This window comes from bacterium, from assembly GCA_023150945.1.
Classification (GTDB): domain Bacteria; phylum Zhuqueibacterota; class Zhuqueibacteria; order Zhuqueibacterales; family Zhuqueibacteraceae; genus Coneutiohabitans.
The window spans coordinates 167,940-184,206 of sequence record JAKLJX010000003.1 but is presented as its reverse complement, the minus strand read 5'-3'; the positions used below and the strand labels follow the sequence as shown (position 1 = coordinate 184,206).

The window sequence follows — 16,267 nt, the reverse complement described above, 5'->3', positions numbered from 1 at the left end:
TTCTAGTGCACAGACAAACAGCCCCCAAGGGGCGAAAGGTAGAAGCGCAGGGCAACGCCCTGGAAAATCGGTAACCATGAGAGATCACCAAGCCCCAACATGGCGCCCCAGCGCCAGCTCAGAAATGCCGCCCCTGCAGGGCCAGGCGCGACGGATCTTGTCGGTTCTCAGGGCGCTGCCCGTGGGCTATCACATGTGACCCCGTCGGGGTCAAGCTGGCCTTCTGGAGAAGCCAGTGTACTTAACGTGGTAGTGTTGATTGCCGCGAAATATACTGTTCGTCTGTCCAAGCTGCAATAGAAAACACGGCAACACACCGGCGTCACACGGCCGGCGCTTGCCTCGGCACAAAAAACGGGCGGCAGAGCAGTCCTCTGCCGCCCGTTGGCATCGCAGGCCGCGACCCGGCATGATCGCGACCACTTTTTGCGGACGCATCTGCACCTATTGACGGGACTAACACGATTCAAAGGATTTGCCTGCTATCCAGTAAATCCCGTGAATCCTGTCCAAGAACTCGTCCGCAGCAAAAGAAAACCGACAACCTTGACAAGGTCAACCCAACGGATTCACCTGCCAAACGTGTCACTCAGGATGAGTCCGTTTCAGCAACTGCTGAGTCGCAGCGATTTCAACGACTGTGCAGTATGCTGAAAAGGATGTTTCCAGCATGACCATCAAGGGAGCGTGAGGATTAACTTGACATTGTCAACCTACCTCTTCACCGAGATGTACGCCACACACTCCTCTGCCGGCGGTTTCAAAGCCACCGCTGCGCCGCCGGCGCCGGAGAAAACCGCGCTCCACAAACCGGTTTTGGTGTTGAACCACTGGCCTTGAATTTGGCCGCTGGCCTCGGGGAGTTCAACTTTGAAACCGCCGCTGTTCTCAGCATAGATCACATACTCGACGCCGGGATTGCCGGCGAGCCAGCGGCCATTGCCAAGCGCGGCAAACCGCGTGAATTCCCACCAGCGAATTTCGTAGTGACTGTCGTTGGTCCAGAAATCACGCAACCTCGCCATCACGTGGCTGGGCGCGCCGTCAGCGGCCGCCGGCAGCTTGTCAATCGCCGCGCGATCCTGATAGACACAAAATCCGCCTGCCATCACCGTCTGCCACACGGCGCGGTGCACGCCGGCATCATCGCGCGCTTCCGCGCTGTCGAACACCGCCCGCAACTGCGGCTGCGTGGCCTTGCCCGCTGTCGCCGGCAACTCCAGATCGGATTCCGTTGCCAATTTCACAAAAGGATGATGGTAAGGATCATTGGCTGCCAGCAGCGCTGCCAGGGCTGCCTGGCCGGTGGTGGAGGCCTCCGCCTCGGCGGTGAGCGCCGTCACCCAGACGACATTGCAGGCGGCGTAGCGATTCACCAGATAGCGCACGAAACGCGTCACCTGTTCGGGCGAGGCGGTTTGCATTTCCAGCGGCCACAACGGCAGTCCCGCCACCAGGCCGCGCGCATTCAACAACGCCACACGTTGATCGAGGTTCTGCCAGAAAGTGGGATTCAGGCGATTCCAGTCATCTCCATCAAAAGCGGACTCGAGACGATTATCTTTGCCGATCGCAACCGCAGACACATAACCCATGCCGTGCAAGAAATTGAAGCCCTGGGCCGCGCGCATTTCAACATACCTCTGAAAGTCCTGCCGGCTTGCCAGGGCGGGCGCGCGAAACGAGGTTTGCAGATCACCCACCAAAAAGAAGGGCGTGCCGTCACTGTGCGCCAGCGTGCGCGGCGCAGTGGCCGCCGGCAGCACATGGCCGCGACTGGAAACATGCGCGGCCGGGAGCGTGCCGCGGCAATACAACTGCCCCTGCCTGCCGTTGAGGCCGGCGTCACTCGACTTCGCAAGCCACGCCCATTTCCCGGCCGCGGTCGGCGCGAAACGCGCGGCAAAAGTGCGATCGCCGTCCCAAAAGCCTGCGACCGTGATCGTCTTGCCCTGCGCTTCTCCAGAAACACCGGTGAAAGTGACCGTTACTTCCGGACCGTCGCGATAGGGATTTTCGCCGGCGCTTGCCGCGGTGAGATAGAGATCGTACACCTCATACAACGCAACCTGGCCGGCGCTGTCCGGTGGCGTGGTCAGCGTGAATTCTTTGGTCTCTCTCACCCGGCCCTGCACGTCACGCGCGCAGGCGCGTAAATAGTATTTTTTCGATGGGGCCAAATCGCTGAGTGTGATGAAGTGCCGGCGGCTGAAGTCGTTCTCTTCGGCGGTTTTGTTGGCGTACTCCAAATCCAAACCGAACTCGATCTGCGCGCTGGCCGGCGCGGCCGTCTCCCAACGGACGAGCGCCGAAGTGGGTGAGAGCAGTGTGCTGCTGAGGTTGCTGATCACCGGCGCAGTGCCGGAAGTGGCCGCGGCAGTCGCCACGATCAACTCCGGTTGGGAATTGAGGGACTCACGCGAATCGAACGACACGGGCTTTTCTCCCGCGCCGATCAATGCCAGATCGAACGTGCCGTTCCCGTTGATCACCCCAGCAAGATCGAAAGCGTGCCATTGCCCGGCTTGCACGGCAGGCAAGCGGCCGATCGACGGTGTCGTGACCGCCGGCTTCGACAGCCAGGTGACTTCTTTCTCACTCCACGGCTGTTGCAGCACGTGCAAGTTGCCGCCGCTCCGGCCCGCTTGCCGGCCGTGCAGCCGCAGCACGGCAGCCGCAATCTCACCGGTCACGCCCGTCACCTCGAAGCGCAAGTAACTTTCCCAGCCACTGCCAGCCAGCAGATTCACCGCGCCATAGTTGCCGAGTTCGCGCGTCACACCGAAAATGCCCGAGGCCTCCACCGTGGCATCCGCACTCGGCTTGAAAAGAAAGAGGCCGCCCGTGGAAGTGGTGAAGGTCTGATCGGCCGATACCGCACGGTTGCCCGATGCATCGAGTGCAATGAGGCGGTAATGATAAACTTGATTGGGCGCGAGTCCGGCCAAAGTGGTGGTGAAAGAGATTGCCGGCGGTCCGAGAATCGGCGTTTGCCGGTCATATGCCGGCGTTGTGCCATACTCGACATAACCGACGGCCGGCACATTCGTGGACCAGCGCAGCCGTGCGGCGTTGGCGTAGAGGCTTTGCGTGACGATCTCATCCAGCACCAGCGGTGCAGCGCCGGCCTCCGGCAAAAACTCCTTCACCACCAGGTTGGAATAAACCGGCCCGATCATCGCCGGGTATTGATTGCCTTTGAAATTGGTTTGAAAATCACCGCTCACCGTGCAATCGCGGCCGAGAAAGAGATAGCGCAATTGCAGCAGGCCGGCATGGGTGTGGGTGGCCGCGAGCCGGCCGTTGCGAAAATATTGCAACTGCCGCCCCTGCCAGATCACGGTGACGTGGTAGGTTCGCTCCAGCTCCCAATCATCCCACACAATCGTGCTCTGCTCATTGGCATTGTCGGTGAAGGAGAGCATTTTGACGCCGGGCTTGTAGTTGAAGCCGGTGTGCAAATCCCACAACGTTTCGACATTTTCAACGATGTTGTGATCACCCCAGGGATTGCGGAACATGCTCAGCACGTGATGGCGCTCGAAAGCGTTTTGCTCGGCTGGTTTGAAATTGTTGAGTTGAACGGTGAACGCGCCGTTTTCGATATATCTGCCGAGATCATAGACAATCATGTCTTCCGGGCCGGTGACTTTCCAGCCGCTGCCGGTGAATTGCCCGCCGGTGCGCGTGCCCTGGGTTCTGTTTTGCAGAGGGTCGTCCAACACGATTTGCTCACGCACGGTTGCGGCAGCGCCGACGGGTTGTATCTTGAAATCATCGACCACCCACTCGCCGTTGACTTCGGTGTAATCTGCCGCCAGTTCGACATAGTATTGATCCGCGGGCTTGAGATTGGGCAGCGCAAAGATTTCGGCATAAGCGGTGGCCCACGTTTCTCCGTCAAACGAGTATTCGAAGTGAATCGTCTCGGCGGTGAGGCGCAGCCGCAAATAGCACGGCCCGGAGAGCGTCACTTCTTCCGCAACCTCCCGGCCGCCTGCTTCGCGATTCTTGCTCCAACGCACATAGAGTTTGTAGGGCGCGTTGGGTGAAGCGCGGTAGGTGTAGAAGCGATAGCTGTTCGGTTCTTCCGAGAAGCCGGTGGCGGCTGCACGATTCGCCGTCGGCGAGATGCCGAGCGCGCCGTCGCCGTTGGGTTGCACGACTTTTACCTGAACGATTTTGTTTTGCAGGGAGAATTTTTGAGCGGTGTGAATCCAGCCGCTGGTGCGACCGGTGGAGCGCAGATGCAACGCACCATTCTCGACGGCGGAGAGATTGCCCGCATGCCGGCCGAACACCCACTTTGAGCCGGCGAGGTTCGGCTGACTGAAATCATCGTTGAAAACGGCGTCTTGGCCGGGGAGGCTCGCGGCCGTTGCCAGTACGGCCACGGCGCCTGCAATGAGCAAACGGAACATGCCTTTTCTCCTGCCTGAATTCTGCACGAAGGTCGATGACAACTGGAGTGGGTGCCTCGCGGGCAACCGCCTTCCGCGCAAGCAGGAGCCGGCAGCAATCATCTGCCTGTGTGCCTGGCGCAACGATCAGAACGGATGCACGAACAGCCCCGAGCGCAGCTTAGGCTCGAACCACGTCGATTTCGGCGGCATCAGCGCGCCGGCGTCGGAGACCGCCAGCAATTCTTCGAGACTGGTGGCGTGCATGCTGATGGCCATCTGTGCCGCGCCGGAATCGACCATCTGCTGCAGCGCCGCGACACCGCGCACGCCGCCGACGAAGTCGATGCGTGCGTCCGTGCGCTGATCGTGAATGCCGAAATAGGGCGCGAGAATTTGTTCCTGCAGCCGGGTGACGTCAAGTCCGGCGGTGGGCGCGGCCGCGGTGGCTGGTTTGAGAGTCAGCCCATGCCAGTTGCCATTAACATACAAGCTGATCTCGCCTTTGCGCAAAGGCGAGGGCGCGGCGCTGCCGGTTAACAAAAAGTCACGGCGCAATTGCTGCAGAAACTCGTGCGGCTGCCAGTTCGACAAGCCGCGCAGCACGCGATTGTAGGGCAGGATGCGAAGCTGATCCTCGGGAAACAGGGTGGCGGGAAGGAAATTGTATTCTTCGTTGCCGGTGTGCCCGGCATTGTGTTCACGCAACCGGCTGCGGACCCGGCTGGCGCCGGCCGAGCGGTGATGGCCATCAGCGATGTAGAGCCGCGGCACGTCTGCGAATGCCTGCACCAGCGCCTCCGGCTGGCGCGCCTGCCAGAGTGTGTGCTGCACGCCGTCATCCGCATGAAAATCCAGCAACGGTTGTGCGCGGCACTCGGCCGCCACCAGCGCCGCGATTTCAGCGCGGCCGCGATAGGCGATCAGGACGGCCTCCGCGTGCGCCGCCAGCGCGAGCATGTGTTGCACCCGGTCATTCTCCTTGTCCGGCCGGGTGTTTTCATGTTTGCATATGAGACCGCGGTCATATTCGTCCACGCTGCAACACGCCACCACTCCGGTTTGGGCGTGCGCCGCCGTTTGCAGGCGATAGAGGAACAGACGCGGGCCAGCGCTGGCATACAGCCAACCGGCTTTGATGAAACTCAAGAAATTCTCGCGGGCGCAGCGATAGACACGCTCATCATCGAGCGGCGTATCCTCCGGCAAATCGATTTCCGCGCGCACCACGCGCAGGAAACTCAGGGGATTGCCCTGCGCCAGGCGCTGCGCCTCGGCAGTCGTGACGACATCATAAGGTGGGCACGCCAGCCGCGCCGCGAGCTCCGGCCGGGGCAGGAACATCGTCGCAGGACGAATAAGAGCCATGCTTGCTGGAACTCCTGTTGATCGGTGTTTGGCCCCACATGAAAATGAAGTATTGAGGTGAATTGGAGCGGGAATTTCGCACAGTCCATGATTGTCGGAATAGACTCGAGTAGGCGCATCATCACAGAACAGACTGATTAAGGTGAATTCAACATCTGGGCATTGACCAAAGACGCGCGCTGCCGGTGCCCGCCGCATGCGCCCGGTATGCGCCAGAAAGAGAAACAGTTTGCATTGTCATAGTTTCTGCATTATCTTTGCCTGCGTGAGTAGCCGCTGAGCTGACGAATGCCTTCTGATCACCAAAACAATACCAACAGTTTTCATTATCGGCTCATTTCGATTTCATTTTTATTCTGACGAACGCAATGAGCCACCTCACATTCATGTGGCGACACCCGATGGTGAATGCAAATTTTGGCTAGCGCCTGTCCGACTTGCTCGGAATAAGGGTGTTGCGCCCCATATCATCCGGAGAATGGAAAAACTCGTTTTTCAGCATCGTGAACTTTTGATGGGAAAGTATTATGAGCACCACCACCGTTGAAACAGGAATTGGTGTTGAGCCAACCGCCATAAGAGCGTGGGCAGAAGGGCGAATCATCTATATCGAACTTACAGATGGACGCATTATCGGTTTTCCAGCGAATCGTTTTCGGATCTTAAAGAACGCAACAGATGAGCAATTGCAAGAAGTGACTCTCCGATTGAATGGATTTGCGTTACGATGGGAAACCTTGGATGAAGATATCACAGTTCCCGGTGTTGTTGCTGGAAACTTTCAACTGCCATTTGATGAAACGGAAGAAACTCCTGGGCAATTGCAGGAAAGCATCGCGCAGTAGGCGGCAGAAGCAGATGGCCGGTCACAAGTTCCCAATGTGATCGCCGCCTCGCCTCATGCACGGCGCGAATCCCCCTTTTCTCCTTCGAGCAGTCCCCTGCTGGTGAACCCGTGTTCCGAAATTGGTCTTGCCTCGCGTGATTGGCTCTTTTGCTTTGGCGCGCATTGAGGGCCAAGCGCTGCCTGCAATTTCAGCGAGTCAAACTCCTACGCCAGGCATCAGACAAGCTGAAACCTGAAGCCCGCGGGCAGCGATAATCCCCCTTCGTACACTGTTGTCTCGCACGAGGTATCCACCACCACTGTCATCCAGTTGTCATCCAGCAAGGATCTTGTGAAGATTGGGGCACACTCCCGTGTCAATCAACTCAACAACTCACCGCCGAGACGCGGAGACCGCCGAGAAGGACTCTCTCGATCTTGAAACTCTGCGCTCTCCGCGGCGCAAGCGGTTGCTTTGTGGTCAAGAATCTCTTGGAATTTTATTCTGACTTTGAGCGCCCGATGGCCTAATCCCGCTCGGCAACGGCGCGCTTCACCTGCTCCGCCACATACTCCACCTGCGCCTTTCCCAAAAACGAATGAAACGGCAGGGCCAGCGTCGTCTCATAAAGCTGCCGGGAGTTGGGGCAAATTTCTTGCGAAGCGAACACCGGCTCGCTATGCTGCGCGTAGGTGCCGATGGTGGTGTGAATATTTTGCTTCTTCAGCTCCGCCATCAAATGATCACGCAGCCTTTCTTCTTTCACCCGGCAGACAAAAGCTTGGTAAGTGTGAAAGGCATCGGGATCGGCATACGGCGGCGTCAATTCCGCAATGCCGGCCAGCCGTTCACGGTAGAGCGCGGCAAACTCCTGGCGGCGTTCGAGCAGCGCGGGCAAATGGCGCAGTTGCTGCAACCCGATGGCGCAATTGATGTCACTCATTCTGAAGTTGTAGCCGAGGTGATGAAACCGATAGCGCAGCGGTCCGCCGGCTTTGTATTTGTCCGAAGCGTCGACGCCGAGCGAGGAAATTTCCCGCAGCCGGCGGTACAGCGCGGCGTTGTTGGTGACCACGGCGCCGCCTTCGCCGGTGGTGATGATCTTGCGGCCGTGAAAAGAATAGCAGGCCAGGTCGGCGCATTCGCCGGGCGCCACGCCGCCGTGGTTCGCGCCGATGGCGCAGGCCGCGTCTTCGATGAGCGCCAAGCCGCGCGCCCGGCACCAAGTCTGCAACTCGCGCATCGGTGCCATCTGGCCGAAGGTGTGCACCACCATCACCGCCCTGGTGTTGGCCGTGCGCAGCGCTTCGAGCTTGTCCAAATCGAGGTTGTAAGTGTCGAGGCGAACATCGACGAAGCGCGGCTGGGCGCCGGCGTGCCTGACTGCCATGCCGGAGGCGGGAAAGGAAAAATCCGCCACCAGCACTTCGTCGCCGGGGCCGATCTCCAGCGCGAGCAGCGCCGCGAACAGAGCCGAGGTGCAACTGTTCATCGCCACCGCATGCTCGCAGTGTGACAGTTCCGCCAGCTTCTTCTCGAAACGCGCGGATTCGCTGCCGCAGCCTGCCACCCAACCAGATTGCAGCACGCTCGCCACCGCCGTGTGGGTGTCCTCATCGAAATTGTGGTGCACGAAGCGAATGCCGTCCACGCCGGTGCGCAACACCTCCGGCCGCTGCTCACCCAGGCCAGGCAGGGCATAGGCGCGCTTGCAGGAGACGCAGACGAATTGAAAGAGATTGGTGTTGGCGATGTGATAGTCGCGATGCAAATGATGGCCGCAGGCGCACACGTAGCCGATGAGGCGGCCGGGATTGCCCACCACCAGCGCATGCGGCGGCACGTTCTTCAGCACCACGGTACCGGCGCCGATCATGCAGTATTCCCCCAAACGTACGCCGCACACGATCGTGGCATTGGCGCCGATGGAAGCGCCCTTTTCCACCACTGTTTCCACCACGCGCCAGGTGGTGTGATGCGAGCGCGGCAGCAGGTCGTTGGTGAACACGGCATTGGGGCCGACGAAGACCTCGTCCTGCAACGTCACGCCGTGATAAACCGAGACACCATTTTGAATCTTGACGCCGTCGCCGATGGTGACATAGTGATCGACATAAACGTCCTTGCCGAGCACGCAGTGCTTGCCGATTTTCGCGCCTTCGCGCACATGCACATAATGCCAGATTTTGGTGCCCTCGCCGATGGTGGCGTGAGCGGAAACAACCGCGGTTTCATGGATGAACACGTCTTTCGGGGTCACATTTTTCATGGTCTCTCTTCCTGCCTCAGGGAGTGGGGAGCCTTATCGGGGACGATGATTCAATTTCAAACAGACCATTGCAGCCGTGGTTGCAGCTTGCCGTGCCGCGCCAATCCCACCGTCTTCACTCGGCATGCGTTGCCAACGCACGTTCTTGCGGCTGCACGTGGGTGTACCAATCCAGCGTGTGGCGCAACCCTTCCTCGAAACTGACGGCGGGCGCGAAGCCCAGCAATTCCTGCGCGCGACGAATGTCACCGCGATGGCGGCGCACGTCTGCCGGCCGCGCGGGCCGGTATTCGATGGGTCCGTCATAGCCAAAATACTCACAAATGCCACGCATCACCTCGGCAATGCTGATCTCGCGTCCCGAGGCCAGGTTCATAACCTGGCCGCGCGCCGCCGGAATCTCATAGGCGGCAATCAAGCCGGCCACGGTGTCGGCCACGAAAATGAAGTCGCGCGTCTGCAAACCGTCGCCGTAGATCACCGGTTGCTCGCCGCGCAGCAGGCGTGCCGCAGTCAGTGGAATCACCGCTTCCAGGCCGCGATCGCAATTCTGCCGCGGACCGTAATTGTTGAAGGGCCGGATGATGGCGAGATCGGCGCCGAACGTGTGCGCGTAGCTGAGCGCCATCAAATCCGCCGCGGCCTTGCCGGCGGCATAGGGCGTGGCCGGCGCGTACGGGTGGCTCTCATCCATCGGAAACGTTTGCGCGCTGCCGTACGCTTCCGAGGACGAACAATGAATCAACGTCTGAAAGGCGCCCTTGCGCTGCAGATAGAGCAGCGTCGCCATGATCTCGACATTCACCAGATAGGCGCCTTCCGGATTGGTGAAACTGTACAGCAGCGCCTTGGTGGCGAGATTGAAAACCACCTCGACGCGATGTTTGGTGATGAGATGATCGAGCGCGGAGAGTTCCGCGGCATCTTCCCGGTAGAAATGAAACCGCGAGGACTGCCGCGCCTGCGTCAAATTCTCCAGGCTGCCGAGGAAAAGATTGTCAACCGCGACCACGGCAGCGGCGCCGCCGGCCAGCAGGGCATCGACCAAGTGACTGCCGATGAAACCGGCGCCACCGGTTACGAGAATGGCTTTGCTCTTGATGGAACAGGATGTTTGCATGGTGGAAATCTACCAGCGCCTTCTCAAATCAGTTGAAAACCAAAGCCCTTCGAACTGCCTCAACCAGACCTTTGACGAAATGAGGCACGGGCGAAATTCTCAGCAGTGGGCTGCCCGATTATTCTGTCACAAAACCCGCGTGATGCGATTCTGCGTTTGTTCTATGCACCGGCCTGATCGCCCTCAGCTCAGTTGCGCAGCCTGCGGATTTTCGAAAACGATTTCATCTTCGCCAAAAAAATCGCGCGCGTTTCTCACTTCTGTTTCCTCTTCTGCCAGAATGGTTTCCAGGCCGAGCCACCGGCCGTCGCCGGCGCGCACGGCAGTATGTGCACCGCGGCGCGGCGAGAGCGTGGCTTTGACGAGGCGCACGCGCTGGCCGCGGTGAAACGTGAAGGCGCAGGGATAAGGTAGGGTTTGCGCGCGAATGAAATCATAGAGGCGCTGTGCCGGCCAGCGCCAGTCAATTTCGCCGTCAGCCGGCGCGCGCGGCCGGAAATAGGTGGCGGCGGCTTCATCTTGCGGCCACGAACTCGCGCTGCCCTGCAAAACGCGCGGCAGGTGTTCAACCACGAGCCGGCCTGAAAGCAAGTTGAGCTTGGAAATCATTTGTCGCACGTCATCATCCGCGCCGATCGCCACCGCCTCCTGCGCGACAATGCGGCCGGTATCGACCTTATCTGCCAAATAGAACAGCGAGGCGCCGGTCTCCGCCTCGCCCTGCAGCATCGCCCACACCAGCGGCGAGCCGCCGCGATACTTCGGCAGCAACGACCAGTGCACGCCAACCGCGCCCAGCGGCGCCAGCGCCCGCACGCTTGCAGGTATGAGATGATACCAGCCGATCACCACCAACAACTGCGGCTGCCACTGCCGCAAGGTCCGCAGAATTGCTTCATCGAACTTGCGTTGAAACGTGAGCTGCGGAATGCTGAAAGCCTCGGCCAGATCTTGAAACGAACGATGGCGCAGGTTTTGGACTTTGCCCGGCGCATAGGAAATCTCGAACTCGGGCAAGCCGGTGACCATGCCGCTGACGGGCAAGCCGGCGCGCAGGATTTGTGCGAGACAGTGATGGCCCGTGTCCGTGGTGCCGAAGAATACGATGCTCATGCGGTCAGAAAGTCCTGCAACAAACCGGTGGCAAGCTGATGCCGCTGTATGCAGGCGGCGAGATCGAGAAACACGGAACGCGCACCGTAGCCGCCGGCCGCGTGCCGGGCGAGTTGCTCCGGATCGTGCTGCAGCGGCTTGGCCGCGAGATAATGCGCCCGCGATGTCGTGTTGAGATACAAATGAATCGGATGAAAATTGAAAATGCAGCGATAACCGCCGGCCGGCAGCCAGGCGGCGCTGAAGCGCGCGCCCGCTTCGACCGTGAACCAGATGTCATCCTCCCAAAAGACCGGCAGCCGCAGCAGGCCATTGTGATGCAGGAACGGCTTCATCTCCGCCACCCGGTAACACAAGAGATTGCGATCATAGCGGAAGCCGCAGTGCCGGAACAAATCGAGCAGCGGCGTGCTGCACACCATGGCGTGGCTCGCAATGCCCAAGGCCCGGGGATGAAGCCGGCGCAGCGCCGCGATCCGGCTCACGCATTCCGCCAGCGTCACCTCGCTGCAGTTGGGATGCAAGCCGATTTCCCAGCGGCCGTCGTCAAGCGCGGACAGCGCGGCATACTCACCGGTGGTGAAAATCGTGGCCGGCAAATCATGCTCGCGGAAGAGTTGCAGCGCCGCGCGCAGAACTTCTGCGTGACACCAGTCGGTATCCAGCGTGAGGTAGATCGTTTGCGATTTTGCGGCCGACTCAGGCAAAGCACACCCGCCGATCAGATCATTCAGGTTGGCGCAGCGCACGCGGCGGCGGCAGGTAGTTGTTCAGCCGCAGCCGCACCTTCTCGACAACTTTGCCGGCCCAGAACCGAGCACGGCACCAGGGACTGTCCAGGTAACCCTGCCAGCGCTGCGCGGTTTCGGCCAGGAAAGCCTCACCGCTGAGGCCGGCAAGAATGTTGAGCAATTGCACATGAATGCGCACGTAGTCCGCGGAGGTCAGCCGCGCGCTGCGATGGAGATCGTAATGGTTCCAATAGCCCGTATCGTAGCGCGCCAGATTGGCCTTGAGACCTGCCAGGCATTGAGCAAAGAGAGCAGCCGCCGCGGGGTCGCCGAAATATTCGGCGTAATCATGCAGGCCGAGCATGGCAAAGAGATGGCCGTTGAGCACGAGCGAGGGCTCGACGGTCGGGTATTCTTCGAACACCGGGCTGCCATCGGGGAAATGTTGTACCACGCCGCCCTCCGCCACGGAATGATGGAACGCCCGCACCGCCCGGCGACAGGCCTCTTCGTATTTTGCGGTATTGGCCAACTGCGCGGCGCGCAGCAGTAGTGAAATCGCCTGGCCCTGCGCCAGCGCTGAAATCCACGGCTGGCGGGGACCATAGAAAAGCAGATCAAAGCGAAAGACCCACGCGCCAATGCCCGGCCGCCATTCTTCCTGATTCTCGGCCAGCCAGTCCGCCATGGTCTGCGCCTGCAACGCTGCGCGCACGTCGCCCTCGCGGTCGAAGCGAAAGAGCTGATGCAAACCGAACTGGGAGATGGTGATGGGATTGTAGACCCAGCGCTGCAGATGCGCATAGTAGACCGTGGGCACCCCCGTTTCGTCACGGCGATAATCGGAAAAATCCTCCGTGGCAGCAAAGCGGAAGGGGTAGGCGAGCGCGAGCTTCGTGCCGGAAGCCGCGGGGATTGTGGTGAAGGCGTTCATTCTGAAAGGCCAAAATAAGCGGCGACAGCCTCAAAATCAAGCAGGAGCAATTGCGCGGACGGCGCAGCAGAAAATCGGGCGAGCGCCTGCAAATACCGCAGCGGCGGCACACAGCAGGTTGGAGAGGGTGGAGGCAACGACGAGTGTCCATCATCCGGCAAGGAGCGGGTGAAGCACCCGGCATGTGGCCCGGTGCTTCACCCGATTCTCCCAACCATCGGTTCAGCGCCGCGCAGCGGACTGCCGCTCGGCCTGCCATTCGCTGCACATCTGCACCAGGAGACGCACGCCCCAGCCGGTGGCAGTTGAAGGGCAAAGCGGAGTGTTGCGTTGCTGCACTGCCACCGCCGCAATGTCGAGATGCGCCCAGGCATAGCCGTTCACAAACGCGCTGAGAAAAGCCGCGCCGTGGCTGGCGCCGGCGCCGACTTTCTTGGCGGGATAATTGCGAATGTCCGCAATCTCACTCTCCAGATTGCGCAGGTATTCGGAATAGAGCGGCAACTCCCAGACGCGTTCGCCGGTGAGCGCCGCCGCCTGCTTGATCCGGCCGGCCAGTTCGCTGTCGTTGGAAATCAACCCCGCGGCAACCTCGCCGAGCGCCGCGAAGACTGCGCCGGTAAGCGTGGCGAGATCGATCACTGCGCGCGGCTTAAAGCGGCCGGCATAGGCCAGCGCCTCCGCCAGAATGAGACGGCCTTCGGCATCAGTGTCTGCGACCTCGATGGTTTTGCCGTTGCAGGCCGTCAGCACGTCGCCCGGCCGCAAGGCGTGGCCGCTCGGCATGTTTTCCGCCAGCGGCAGCAGGCAGACGAGATGCGGCCGCTCCGGCAATTGCGCCAGACAGCACGCGGCGGCCAGCGCCGCCGCCGCGCCGGACATGTCGTACTTCATCTTCTCCATCGACTCCGCGGATTTGATCGACAAGCCGCCGCTGTCAAAGGTGATGCCCTTGCCGATGAGCACGATCGTGTCGGTGTCATCGGGTCCGCGCGTTTCGAGCACGAGAAAGCGCGGGGGATTGCTGCTGCCCTGCGCCACGCCCAGCAACGCGCCCATGCGCAGCTCGCGAATCATATTTTCATCGAAGACGCGGCAGCTCAGGCCGGACTCGGCGGCTTTCATTTGTGCCATCTGCGCAAACAGCTCGGGCGTGAGCGCGTTGGCCGGCAGATTCTGGAGGTCGCGCGCAAAGGCGGTCCAGGCCGCGAGCAGGCCGCCGCGTTTCACGCCTGCTTCGAGTTCGGCTTTGGCGGCGGCATTCTCGATCACCAGCGTCAGGCTGCGCAGCGGCTGGTCGTTGCCGGCCGGTTTGGATTTGTATTTGGTGAAGCGATAATTCGCCAGAATCGCGGCTTCGCTGATCAGTTGGCCGGCTTGGCGCATGCCGAACTGATCCGCAAGGCCCCCGGCGACCGGCACGCACAATTCCGGCACACTGAGCTTGCGGCAGGCGGCGACCGCGTTGGCGATCACTTGTTGCAGATGCGGAACGGACTTGGGCTCTTCGGCCTCGCCGTCGCGCCAGCCGTAACCGGCCAATAGCAGCCGCTGTGCCGGCGCTTCCTCCGGGTACAGCCAGTTGATCTCATCGGCGCGGCCGCGAAAATCGCCGCTCTGGCAGCGCTGCTGCACGGCGGGCAGATACCGCGCAGGCAGCGGGAGATTCAAGGGGCGGCCGGCGTTGGGGCCGGTGACCGGCGGCACCATGAGCAGCAAAGCCGCGCAGGGCACGGCTTCGGGGGCACTGATCTTGATCGTAATTTCCATGACTCCTCCGTTGTGTTTGCCATGAGATGAAAGTGCTGTTGCCAATGCGCAAGTTGTGCGGAGACATTGTCAAGAATTTGACTCTTCCAAGAGCAAAAGAGTTCACGGCCGATTTCGTCCTCCCCAAATAAAAAAGGAGAAAGCTGACCGCGCCTTCTCCTCTGCTTCCGCCTCAGAGCCAATCGCGGACTTACATCACCGAACGCGCCAAATCTTGAAAGGCTTCCATCCAGCGTGCCGGCGCAATGCCGAGCTGCAGTGTGCCAAAAACGGCGATGATCAAAGCCAGCCCCACGGCCGGCAGCCGCTCGAGCGCCAACTCCTCGCCCGCGGTTTCGGACTTTTGCATGAACATCACCACCACCACGCCGAGATAGTAGTAAAGGCTGATCATCGAGTTGATCACGCCCAGGATGACGAGCCAAAGAAAGCCCGATTGCACCGCGGCCGAGAACACATAGAACTTGCTCATGAAGCCCGCGGTAATCGGAATGCCGGCGAGCGAGAACATGAAAATCGCCATGGCCACTGCGGCGAACGGCCGGCGAAACGCCAAGCCGCGGTAGTCATTGAGATTGACCAGCTCGTCCTCGGTTTTGGAGAGGAACGCCACCACGCCGAACGCGCCGATATTCATGAACGTGTAACTCAGCAGGTAATACAGCACCGCGGAGCTGCCCAGCTCATTGTTGGCGATGACGCCGACGAGAATGTAACCGGCATGGGCAATCGAAGAATAGGCCAGCAGCCGTTTGATGTTGTCCTGGCGCAACGCCACAATGTTGCCGACCGTCATGGTGATTACCGCCAGCACCCAGAAGATCTGCTGCCAGACGGCTTGGGTCATCATGCCGGAGGCGAGCACGACGCGCAGCAGGGCGGCAAAGGCCGCGGCTTTGGAGCCGGTAGCCATGAAGGCCGCAATCGGCGTGGGCGCGCCCTGATAAACATCCGGCGCCCAGGCGTGAAAGGGCGCGAGTGCGATCTTGAAGCCGAAGCCCACCGCCATCAAGGCCAAACCGGCGGTGAGCAGGGGCGTGTCGAGCAGGTCGCGCGCTTTCACCGCTTCTGCCAGCGCCGTGAGGCTGGCGCTGCCGACGCTGCCGTAGATCAAGGCAATGCCGTAGAGCAGAAAGCCGCTGGCGAAAGCGCCCAAAAGAAAATACTTGAATGAGGCTTCGATGCTGTACTTGTCGTTGCGCCGGAAGCCGGCCAGAATGTACAGGGAGACCGAAAGCAACTCCAGACCCAGGAAAAGCGTGAGCAGATGCGCACTGGCGGCCATCAACAGCATGCCCACGGTGGCGAAGATGATGAGCGCGAAGAATTCACTCACCAGCAGTGAAGTGTTTTCCAGGGCGTTGATCGAAAGCAGCAGGGTGAGACCGGCGGCAATCACGAACAGGCAGGCAAAACCGTTGGAGAATTTGTCGACGATGATCATGCCGTGAAACAGGCGCACGGACTCGCTCCAGTTTTGCACCGCATAGAACACCGCGATGCCGAAGCCGAACAGCACCACCGCCGCCAGCGTCTCGCGATACATGCGCGGAAACAGCATGCCGAGTATCAGCACCAGCAGCCCGACCACGACCAGCGTCAGCGTCGGCGCGAAGTGATAAGCAATCTGGGAGAGCGTCAAGGTATCTGTCATCGTAGGTTGAGAAATTAGGCCGTCTTTCAAGTCCAACGTCAAACATTCACCCGCCAGCCGGACGGGGTGTGGCACGCGCCT

The 16,267-nt window shown here is 60.5% G+C and carries 11 protein-coding genes and 1 pseudogene; 2 read left to right on the top strand and 10 right to left on the bottom strand.

Annotated features, from left to right (window positions below; all coding sequences use genetic code 11):
• Window positions 1-713: 713 nt before the first annotated feature.
• Entirely contained in the window at window positions 714-4,421 is a 3,708-nt protein-coding gene (locus L6R21_06075) for a DUF4038 domain-containing protein (protein MCK6558749.1), read from the bottom strand.
• Window positions 4,422-4,547: 126 nt separating this feature from the next.
• Window positions 4,548-5,768 carry a DUF1015 family protein gene (locus L6R21_06070; protein MCK6558748.1) on the bottom strand — a complete coding sequence of 407 codons (1,221 nt, stop codon included), beginning with the start codon at window positions 5,766-5,768 and terminating at the stop codon, window positions 4,548-4,550.
• Window positions 5,769-6,078: 310 nt separating this feature from the next.
• On the opposite strand from L6R21_06070, the gene L6R21_06065 reads away from it, so the two are divergent.
• Both L6R21_06065 and L6R21_06060 read left to right on the top strand, forming a co-directional pair.
• Window positions 6,079-6,315, top strand: coding sequence for a DUF4160 domain-containing protein (locus tag L6R21_06065; protein ID MCK6558747.1), 237 nt, complete (start codon window positions 6,079-6,081; stop codon window positions 6,313-6,315).
• Window positions 6,296-6,613, top strand: a complete 318-nt coding sequence (locus tag L6R21_06060) for a DUF2442 domain-containing protein (GenBank protein ID MCK6558746.1) — start codon at window positions 6,296-6,298, stop codon at window positions 6,611-6,613. Before L6R21_06065 ends, L6R21_06060 begins: the two co-directional genes overlap by 20 nt.
• Before the next feature lie 508 nt (window positions 6,614-7,121).
• On the opposite strand, the gene L6R21_06055 is transcribed toward L6R21_06060, so the two are convergent.
• The 8 genes and pseudogenes from L6R21_06055 to L6R21_06020 all read right to left on the bottom strand — a co-directional run bounded on the left by L6R21_06055 (window position 7,122) and on the right by L6R21_06020 (window position 16,186).
• Window positions 7,122-8,165, bottom strand: coding sequence for a DegT/DnrJ/EryC1/StrS family aminotransferase (locus L6R21_06055; protein ID MCK6558745.1), 1,044 nt, complete (start codon window positions 8,163-8,165; stop codon window positions 7,122-7,124).
• Window positions 8,166-8,372: 207 nt separating this feature from the next.
• Window positions 8,373-8,864: pseudogene (locus L6R21_06050) on the bottom strand (N-acetyltransferase).
• Between the two features lie 115 nt (window positions 8,865-8,979).
• Window positions 8,980-9,984 carry a GDP-mannose 4,6-dehydratase gene (locus L6R21_06045; GenBank protein ID MCK6558744.1) on the bottom strand — a complete coding sequence of 335 codons (1,005 nt, stop codon included), beginning with the start codon at window positions 9,982-9,984 and terminating at the stop codon, window positions 8,980-8,982.
• A 183-nt stretch (window positions 9,985-10,167) separates the two neighbouring features.
• The gene (locus L6R21_06040; protein MCK6558743.1) at window positions 10,168-11,097 is read right to left on the bottom strand and encodes a methionyl-tRNA formyltransferase; all 930 of its coding nucleotides are present in this window, start codon (window positions 11,095-11,097) and stop codon (window positions 10,168-10,170) included.
• Window positions 11,094-11,804 carry a hypothetical protein gene (locus tag L6R21_06035; protein MCK6558742.1) on the bottom strand — a complete coding sequence of 237 codons (711 nt, stop codon included), beginning with the start codon at window positions 11,802-11,804 and terminating at the stop codon, window positions 11,094-11,096. The genes L6R21_06040 and L6R21_06035 overlap by 4 nt, the downstream gene beginning before the upstream one ends.
• 19 nt (window positions 11,805-11,823) lie before the next feature.
• Complete coding sequence (locus L6R21_06030) at window positions 11,824-12,762, bottom strand: D-glucuronyl C5-epimerase family protein (GenBank protein MCK6558741.1); 939 nt, start codon at window positions 12,760-12,762, stop codon at window positions 11,824-11,826.
• 222 nt (window positions 12,763-12,984) lie between these two features.
• Window positions 12,985-14,532, bottom strand: a complete 1,548-nt coding sequence (locus L6R21_06025) for a leucyl aminopeptidase (GenBank protein MCK6558740.1) — start codon at window positions 14,530-14,532, stop codon at window positions 12,985-12,987.
• A gap of 190 nt (window positions 14,533-14,722) precedes the next feature.
• The gene (locus L6R21_06020; GenBank protein ID MCK6558739.1) at window positions 14,723-16,186 is read right to left on the bottom strand and encodes an NADH-quinone oxidoreductase subunit N; all 1,464 of its coding nucleotides are present in this window, start codon (window positions 16,184-16,186) and stop codon (window positions 14,723-14,725) included.
• Window positions 16,187-16,267 lie beyond the last annotated feature (81 nt).

Coding starts and splice junctions, on each gene's coding strand:
- L6R21_06075 (MCK6558749.1), bottom strand. CDS start 4,421: ATGTTCCGTTTGCTCATTGCAGGCGCCGTGGCCGTACTGGCAACGGCC.
- L6R21_06070 (MCK6558748.1), bottom strand. CDS start 5,768: ATGGCTCTTATTCGTCCTGCGACGATGTTCCTGCCCCGGCCGGAGCTC.
- L6R21_06060 (MCK6558746.1), top strand. CDS start 6,296: ATGAGCACCACCACCGTTGAAACAGGAATTGGTGTTGAGCCAACCGCC.
- L6R21_06045 (MCK6558744.1), bottom strand. CDS start 9,984: ATGCAAACATCCTGTTCCATCAAGAGCAAAGCCATTCTCGTAACCGGT.
- L6R21_06040 (MCK6558743.1), bottom strand. CDS start 11,097: ATGAGCATCGTATTCTTCGGCACCACGGACACGGGCCATCACTGTCTC.
- L6R21_06030 (MCK6558741.1), bottom strand. CDS start 12,762: ATGAACGCCTTCACCACAATCCCCGCGGCTTCCGGCACGAAGCTCGCG.
- L6R21_06025 (MCK6558740.1), bottom strand. CDS start 14,532: ATGGAAATTACGATCAAGATCAGTGCCCCCGAAGCCGTGCCCTGCGCG.
- L6R21_06020 (MCK6558739.1), bottom strand. CDS start 16,186: ATGACAGATACCTTGACGCTCTCCCAGATTGCTTATCACTTCGCGCCG.